The organism is Mesorhizobium sp. M7A.F.Ca.MR.362.00.0.0, assembly GCF_004023175.1.
Lineage (GTDB): Bacteria > Pseudomonadota > Alphaproteobacteria > Rhizobiales > Rhizobiaceae > Mesorhizobium.
Map to the genome: position 1 here is coordinate 1 of NZ_RZTF01000018.1, position 8539 is coordinate 8539.

Below are 8539 nucleotides of genomic sequence, written 5' to 3' on the forward strand. Positions count from 1 at the left end.
AAATCGCCTTGCCCTCGGACTCCGCGATTTCCGTGGCGCCGTTCTTCAGGATGACGTGACGGTCGGCCATGTCGAGCGCCTCGGCGTAGCGCACATTGATCTCTTCCTGGCCCGGACCCCACTCGCCCTTGGAATTCTCGATCGGAATGCCGGCCGCTTCCATCTCGTTGCGAAGCCGGCGCATGACGCCTTCTTCCTTGGTGGTGATACCGATCTGGTAGTCGCCGATATAGGGTGAAGCGGTATCGAGACCTTGCCAGTGCTTCTTGCGGGCGGAATCGTATGTCTCGTTGAACAGATAGAATTCGAGCTCGGAAGCGAAATAGCCTATATAGCCGCGCTCCGTCAGCCGCTTGACCTGCTTCTTCAAGATGGCGCGCGGCGAATGTGGCAGGTCATCATGGGTGTGGTGGTCGAGCACGTCGCAGATCACGAGTGCGGTCTTTTCCAGCCAGGGAATGCGCCGCAGCGTGGCGAGATCCGGCTTCATGACGAAGTCGCCATAGCCCTTCGACCAGCTCGCCGCCTTGTAGCCGGGCACCGGCTCCATATCGATGTCTGCGGCCAGCAGATAATTACAGCCATGCGTTTCGTCATGCGCGGAATCGACGAAGTACTGCGCCAGGAAGCGTTTTCCCGCCAGCCGTCCCTGCATGTCGACGATGCAGGCGAGCACCGTGTCGATCTCGCCGCTGGAGACCGCTTTCTTCAACTGATCGAACGAGAAATTTCCGGCCATTCCTTTGGCACTCCAGCGCTTGTCGATTGAAAGGGATAAACGTAGCCATGGCCGGCGCGAGGCCGGCCATGGCCATATTGGGCGATGTCAGGCGCCAGCTTCGCCGATAGCCACCTCGGCTGCCCTGATCGCGGCCTGGCGTTTGGCGATCTGGTCACCGATCGGCGGACCCTGGAAGCGGCGGTTCTCGAAACCGAACCAAAGCACGGCGGTCAGCAAGATGAAGCCTATGGTGATGTAAAGCACCTTGTCGTTCGGCGGCTGGATGGCGATGTAGAAGATGATCACCATGCCGACAATCGACAGCGCACAGAAAAGCTTGAACAGTCCGGCGCCCAGGTTCCACGGGCCAGGATTAGGCCACTTGGCCGTGCCGAATGCGACCATGCCGAGTGCGATCGGGATGGTGAACGACAGGAACAGGAACACCAGCGTCGAATTGACGACGATGGTGTAGATGTTGGTGCCGCCGATCGAAATAAACTGGGCAAGGAACACATACAGGATTTCGAGGATCGCGGCCGTCCAGATCGCATTGACCGGCGTGCGCCAGGTCGGGTTGACCTTGGCGAGAGCCGCGGAGCCAACGGGCATGCCGCCGTCGCGGGAGAAGGCAAACAGCATGCGCGAAGCCGAGGTCACGGTGGCCAGGCCGCAGAGGAACTGCGAAATCAGGATGGCGAGATAGAGCAGCTCCTTGAGCCACACGGGCAGGATCGCGTCCATCGTCGAGAAGAAGACGCTCCAGCCCTGCTTGGCGCCGGCAGCCAGGTCCGGGATCGCGAGAACGATTGCGCACAGCATCACCCAGCCGATCAGAGACGACCACAGCACCGACGAAACGATCGCCCGCGGAACGGAGTGTGCTGCCTTGACGGTCTCCTCGGAGGTGTGGGCCGAGGCGTCATAGCCGGTGATGGTATAGACGGGCAGAAGCAGGCAGAGCAGGAACAGGTAGCTCATGGAGTCGGTTTGCGGAAAAACACCGCCGCCCGCATCGCCTGAATAGTTTGTGAACGTCCACAGCCGGCTGATGTCGATTGCCGGTGCGAACACCAGGCAGGCCACGATCAGCACTGCTGTTGCGCCCAGGATAAGAAAGCCCGAAGCATCGGTGAGCATTGCCGTCAGTTTGATGCCGAAATGGTTGAACAGCGCCTGCAGCACGGTGATGAAGGCGACAAACCCGACGATTTCGCCCGGCGTGCCGGTGATGCCGAACCAGCTTCCGAATGTTCCAACGAAGAAGAAAGCGGTGCCGATGTTGATGGCGCCGAGCACAGTGATCAGACCGAACAGGTTTAGCCAGGCCGTCAGCCAGCCGGTGAAGCGGTTGCCGAGGATCGACGACCAGTGATAGAGGCCGCCGGCGGTCGGAAATGCCGAGGCGATCTGCGCCATGGCAAGGGCGAAGAAGCCCGACACGCAGCAACCGACGATCCAGCCGATGCCCGCACCTGCGCCGCCGATCGACGATGTGGCTTGCGCGAAGGAGTTGATGCCGCCCGAAAGGATGCAGATGATCGAGAACGATATCGCGAAATTCGAGAAGCGGCTCATGCTTCGCGACAGTTCCTGGGCATAGCCCATGCCGTGGAGAACCTTCAGGTCCTCCTTCTTGTCAACGTCCGTATAATCCGGTCCTGCCATTTTCATTCCCCTGTGGTTCTAATTGGCCGATTGAACTGACTTTCCGACTGACGGCGATCTGGAATATCCGGCCTCCTCTGGCTCCAGATCCGAAAAAATGCCCGTGAGCAGATCCGCCCATTTCCGCTGCCCGGTCTCGCCGGCGATTTCGTCGTTGCGGATTTCGATCATCGCGCAAGGCAGGCCGCGTGATCGCGCATGCCGTTCCAGCGTGAAATAGACGCGGTCGGCAGGCGAATACGGCTCGTTGACGCCGACGGTGACGCCGGCAAGCCGCTTCAGCGCCGATATCAGCGGCGCCGCCAGCCGGCGATCCTCGTCGTGGATGATGCCGATATGCCAGGGCCGGTTTTTGGATTTGTAGACCGGCGTGAAGGAGTGGACCGAAACCAGCCGCGTTTCCTGACCATGTGACAGCCTGTTGTCGATGATACCGGCAATCGTGTCGTGGAAAGGCTGCCATGACAGGGCAACACGTGCCGCCCGCTCGTTTTCCGACAGGCCGGCATTGCCCGGTATGACCGTTGTCTCACTGACCGGCGGCACCAGGTCGGGCGCGTCGAGCGGCCGGTTGCAGTCGATGACAAGGCGCGAAATGCGGGTCTCGACCAGAGTCGCGTCAAGCGCCTGCGCCATGCGGCGGGCAACAGGCAGCGCGCCGGGATCCCAGGCGATGTGGCGCGACAGGTCCTCGGCGGCAAGGCCGAGCGTGCCGAATTCGGCCGGCAGGTAGTTCGAGGCGTGATCGCAGGTCAGCACGAATGGGCTCGATCCGGCGGGGTTCGTCACCCTCACGGTATCAGACGATGCAAGGCTGGCGGGCCGTGCTTTCTCCATACTCTGCCGTCCCCGGGGAGCGCTGTATCGTATGTTACGTATTTTGCCTCATTGCGTCCCTGTGGATGATTTCATACAGTTTGTCCGGCTTTGTCAAATGCGATCTCGGAAAAGGCCTTCGGCCGAGCCAGAGGTGGGGAAAACATGATTTCCAGCATTGCCGAACTGATCGCCGATCGCCTCGGCACGATGCCGGCCGGCGAACGGCGCGCGGCCCAGACACTGATCGCCAACTATCCGATGATCGGCCTGAAAACGGTCGCTGAATTCTCGGCCGCGGCGGGCGTCTCCTCGCCGACGATCCTGCGTTTCGTCGCCCGGCTGGGCTTTCAGAACTATCCGGAATTCCAGTCGAGCCTGCAGGACGAACTGGCGGCGCAACTGCAATCGCCGGCGACAAGGACACTCAACCCGCCCTCGCCTGGCGGCGGCACGGTGTCGCCGATGCTGGAAGCGACGCTCGACAACATGCGCGAGACGTTCAGACACCTGTCCGACAAGCAGCTTGCCGACATCGCCGCCCGGCTAGCGGACCGGCGCGGCAAGACCTTCCTGATCGGCGGCCGCTTCACCGATCCGCTGGCGCGCTACATGGCCGCCCACCTCGCCGTCATCCAGCCGGATGTCTTTCACCTCGCCGGGCAGGAGAGCATGTGGCGCGACCGATTGATCGACATGGGCAAGCGCGACGTGCTGGTGATCTTCGACATCAGGCGCTACCAGGACAGCCTCGTCCGCTTCGCCGAGAAGGCGCATCAGCGTGGCGTTCAGATCGTGCTGTTCACCGACCAGTGGCTGTCGCCGATCGCCCGCTTTGCTCGCCATGTTATCGCCGGACGAACCGCGGTGCCGTCGGCATGGGACTCTTCGGCTGCCCTTTTCGTTGTCGCCGAAACGCTGATTGGCGCCGTCACCAGGCAACTGGAAGCAGAAGGCGCCAAACGCATTCGCGAGATGGAAAGTCTGCGTTAGTGCCTGTGCGATGATCCAAAGCGTTACGCATATTTTCTCAAACGTTACATATATTTAATGTGCGCAGCCCTCGGAGAATTGTCATAAAGACGCGATATCGAGGCGGCTTCTTTGCCTTACAATAGCCTCGCTGCGTCTGCTTCATTTCGGGAAACCGGTAGACGGAAGGATTGTTTTACCAACCGGAGTGCCGATGGCCGCCTGGAAACAGATACTTTTTGGACTCTTGGTGCTGGTGGTGGCGGCAGCCGCCTGGCTGCGCTTTTATCCCGGTGCCCCGGACGTGCTGGCACGCTGGGGCATCGACTGGGCCTCCGCGGCAACGCCCCCGGCTGAGACCGGCGCCGCCAACGCGAAGCAGGCAAACGGCCGTAGTGGCGGCAACCAGCGGGTGAACGTGGTCGCTCTTGCGGCCACTTCGGCTGTTATCAACGACCGCCTGCAGGCAATCGGCACCGGCCGTGCCAACGCCTCGGTGACCGTCAATCCCTACAGCTCCGGCCGCCTCGCCGAACTGCTGGTCGAATCCGGCAGCCATGTCGATAAGGGACAGATCCTCGCCACCCTGGATTCCGAGACCGAAGTGATCTCTCAGGACCGCGCCAAGCTCGCCTTGCAGGATGCGCAGGCCAAACTCGACCGCGTCAGGTCGCTCCGTGCCTCCAATGCCGCGACACCAGTCGCAGTGGCCGATGCCGAAGTGGTCTTGGCCGGCGCCAAGCTGGCGCTTCAGGATGCGGAACTGGCGCTGCAGCGCCGGTCGATACTGGCACCGATCGCTGGCACTGTCGGCATCCTGCCGATCTCGGCCGGCAATTATGTCACCAACCAGTCGGCCATTGCCACGCTCGACGACCGGTCCTCGATCCTGGTCGATTTCCTGGTGCCCGAGCGCTTCGCTGCCGCCGTCAAGGTCGGCGCACAGTTGACGGCGACGCCGATCGCCAATCCCAGCAATGCTTATAGCGGCACCGTTTCGGCCATCGACAACCACATCGATGAAAAGAGCCGCACCCTGCTGGTCAAGGCCAAGATCGCCAACCCTGCCGATTCGCTGCGCGCCGGCATGTCGTTCGGCATCACCATGAAATTTCCGGGGCAAATCTATCCGGCCGTCAGCCCGCTGGCGATCCTGTGGGGGTCGGACGGCGCCTATGTCTGGCAGATCGAGGATGGCAAGGCCAGGCGGGTCCCGGTGCGCATCATACAGCGCAACACCGAGACCGTGCTGATCGACGCCGAGATCGACAATGGTGACATGGTGGTCACAGAGGGCACCCAGAGCGTAAGCGAGGGCGGCGCGGTCCGCCTTGCCGGCGAAGAGCAGCGCGCCGCGGACGCCGCCGCAGGCACATGACCAGCCCCGCCAACACTGCCAGCGAGACCGGCTTCACCGCCCTGTTCATCCGCAGGCCGGTGATGGCCTTCGTGCTGAACACACTGATTGCGGTCGCCGGCCTGGCCGCCTTCTACGGCGTCGAGATCCGCGAACTGCCTGATGTCGATCGCGCGGTCGTCACCGTTTCCACCACCTTCGAGGGCGCGGCCGCCGAGACCGTCGATCGCGAACTGACCGACACCATCGAGGGCGCCGTCGCCCGCGTCTCCGGCGTCAAGTCGATCTCGTCGTCTTCCTCATTCGGCTCAAGCCGCGTCACCATCGAGTTCAACGATGGCGTCGATCTGAATGTCGCCGCCTCGGACGTGCGTGATGCTGTCGGCCGCGTCGCCAACCAGATGCCGGACACCGCCGATCCGCCGCGCATCGTCAAGGCCGACGCCAATTCCGACCCGGTGATGCGGCTGGCGGTGACCTCGGACAACATGTCGATCCAGGACATGACCGTGGTGGTCCAGGACCAGATCGAGGACGAGTTGGCCGCCGTGCCCGGCGTTGCCGACGTCCAGGTCTATGGCGACCGCGACAAGATCTTCCGCATCGATGTCGATCAGAACAAGCTGGCCAGCCTCGGCTTCACGGTTGCCGATCTCAGGGCCGCCCTTGCCTCGGTCGCCTTCGATTCCCCCGCCGGTTCGATCACCACGACCAACCAGGACCTGATCGTCCGCACGACTGCCGACGTCACCACGCCGGGAGAGTTCGAGAACATCATCATCGGCGGCACGACGCGCATCCGCGATGTCGCCACCGTCACACTCGGCCCCGATGTCGGCCAGACCACATTGCGTTCGGATGGCAAGACCGGCATCGGCATCGGCGTCATCCGCCAGGCGGAATCGAACACGTTGGACATCTCGACCGGCGTCCAGTCCGCCGTCGCCAAGTTGCAGGAAAACCTGCCCAAGGGCATGTCGATCAAGATCACCAGCGACGACGCGGTCTTCGTCAAGGGCGCGGTGCACGAGGTCGAGATCGCGCTCGGCCTGTCCGTCACCATGGTGCTGATCGTCATCTATGTGTTTCTCCTCGACTGGCGCGCGACGCTGATCCCCGGCCTGGCGATGCCGGTCGCCATGATCGGCACCATCGCCGCCATCTATCTGGCCGGCTTCTCGGTCAACATCCTGACCCTGCTCGCGCTGGTGCTGGCGACCGGCCTGGTCGTCGACGACGCCATCGTCGTGCTCGAAAACATCGTGCGACGACGCAACGAAGGCATGGGACCGCGTGCGGCCGCTGTGCTTGGCGCGCAGGAAGTGTTCTTTGCCGTTATTGCCACCACCTTGACGCTGGTCGCCGTCTTCGTGCCGATTTCGTTCCTGCCCGGCCAGACCGGCGGCTTGTTCCGCGAATTCGGCTTCGTGCTTGCCATGTCGGTGCTCTTGTCCTGCGTGGTCGCGTTGACGCTGTGCCCGATGCTCGCCTCGCGCATGCTGACCGGCGCATCGCTCCACCACGAAGGTGGCCATGGCATCGGCGCCCGCATCGGCGGCGCGCTCAATACGGCCTACAAGCGCAGCCTGCACGCCTGCCTCGACGCGCCATGGATCGTGCTTCTGGTCGCGGTGCTGTTCGCCGGCACCGCCTTCACGCTGTTCGGCACCATCCGCCAGGAGCTGACGCCGACCGAGGACCGCGCCGCCGTACTTCTGCGCATCAGCGCCCCGCAAGGCGTCAGCCTCGACTACACCACGCAGCAGATGCAGAAGATCGAGAGATTGATCCAGCCGATGCGCGATTCCGGCGAGATCCGCAGCACTTTCGAAAATGCCGGCCAGAACGGCTCCTACAACTCCGGCTTCATGGTGATGACGCTGGCGCCGTGGAACGAGCGCAGCCGCAGCCAGCAGGAGATCATGGCCGAGATCAGCCAGCTGACCAGGCAGGTGCCGAGCGTGCGCATCTTCCCGGTGCAGCCCAACAGCCTGGGTATCCGTGGCGCCGGCAACGGCCTGCAGTTCGCGCTGGTCGGCAACGACCGCAAGGCGCTCGGCGATGCCGCCGTGAAGATCATCGCCGAGATGCAGAAGGACCCGCGCTTCCAGACACCGCGCCTGTCCATCGACCCGACGCAGCCGCAGCTCGCCGTGGCCATCGACCGTGAGCGCGCCTCCGACCTCGGCATCGACATATCAGGACTGGCCAACACCTTGCAGGCCATGCTCGACGGCAACGACGTCGTCGACGTCTACATCGCCGACCGCAGCTACGGCGTGAAGCTGGTCTCGACCACAAATCCGATCAACGATCCGACGGATCTGGAGAACATCTTCCTGAAAACAGCCGACGGACGTTTCGTGCCGATGTCGACCATCGCCACGCTGACCGAACGCGCCGTGCCGCCGTCGCTGTCGCGCGAACAGCAGCAGCCCTCTGTGGCGATCACGTCCAACCTCAGCGGCGACTTCGCGCTTGGCGATGCGCTCACCCGCGCCGAGCAAATCGCCACGCCGCTGCTGCCGCCAGGCAGCCGCATCCTGCCGCTGGCCGAGGCGGCGACGCTGGGCGAGACCAACAGCGCCATGGTCACCATTTTCGGCTTCGCGCTGGTCATCATCCTTTTGGTGCTGGCCGCCCAGTTCGAAAGTTTTGTCAGCGCCGTCATCATCATGGCGACGGTGCCGCTCGGGCTGGCCTGTGCAATTTTCGCGCTTCTCCTCTCGGGCACCAGTCTCAACGCCTACAGCCAGATCGGCCTGGTGCTTTTGGTCGGCGTCATGGCCAAGAACGGCATCCTGATCGTCGAATTCGCCAACCAGTTGCGCGACCGCGGGCTTGGCGTGCGCGAGGCGATCGAACAGGCCTCGATCATCCGCGTGCGGCCGGTGATGATGACGATGATCTGCACCGTGCTCGGCGGCCTGCCGCTGGTGCTGGCGAGCGGCGCCGGTGCCGAGGCGCGCGTCGCGCTCGGCTGGGTCATCGTCGGCGGCCTGGGG

At 63.2% G+C, this 8539-nt stretch carries 5 protein-coding genes and 1 pseudogene; 3 read left to right on the forward strand and 3 right to left on the reverse strand.

The genetic code is table 11. The features are described from left to right. The 3 genes and pseudogenes from EOC06_RS04610 to EOC06_RS04620 all read right to left on the reverse strand — a co-directional run. Positions 1–739: pseudogene (locus EOC06_RS04610) on the reverse strand (glutamine synthetase); the annotation flags it as partial. An 87-nt stretch (positions 740–826) separates the two neighbouring features. Next, positions 827–2389 carry an amino acid permease gene (locus tag EOC06_RS04615; RefSeq protein ID WP_128307196.1) on the reverse strand — a complete coding sequence of 521 codons (1563 nt, stop codon included), beginning with the start codon at positions 2387–2389 and terminating at the stop codon, positions 827–829. Between the two features lie 18 nt (positions 2390–2407). Beyond that, the gene (locus EOC06_RS04620; protein WP_128307197.1) at positions 2408–3226 is read right to left on the reverse strand and encodes an N-formylglutamate amidohydrolase; all 819 of its coding nucleotides are present in this window, start codon (positions 3224–3226) and stop codon (positions 2408–2410) included. Positions 3227–3370: 144 nt separating this feature from the next. On the opposite strand from EOC06_RS04620, the gene EOC06_RS04625 reads away from it, so the two are divergent. The 3 genes from EOC06_RS04625 to EOC06_RS04635 form a co-directional block, all read left to right on the forward strand. Then, positions 3371–4198, forward strand: a complete 828-nt coding sequence (locus tag EOC06_RS04625) for a MurR/RpiR family transcriptional regulator (protein ID WP_127271407.1) — start codon at positions 3371–3373, stop codon at positions 4196–4198. 193 nt (positions 4199–4391) lie between these two features. Further along, positions 4392–5555, forward strand: coding sequence for an efflux RND transporter periplasmic adaptor subunit (locus tag EOC06_RS04630; RefSeq protein ID WP_128307198.1), 1164 nt, complete (start codon positions 4392–4394; stop codon positions 5553–5555). Beyond that, positions 5552–8539: efflux RND transporter permease subunit (locus EOC06_RS04635; protein WP_245469330.1), on the forward strand; the 2988-nt coding region annotated here is incomplete at its 3' end. The genes EOC06_RS04630 and EOC06_RS04635, both read left to right, overlap by 4 nt.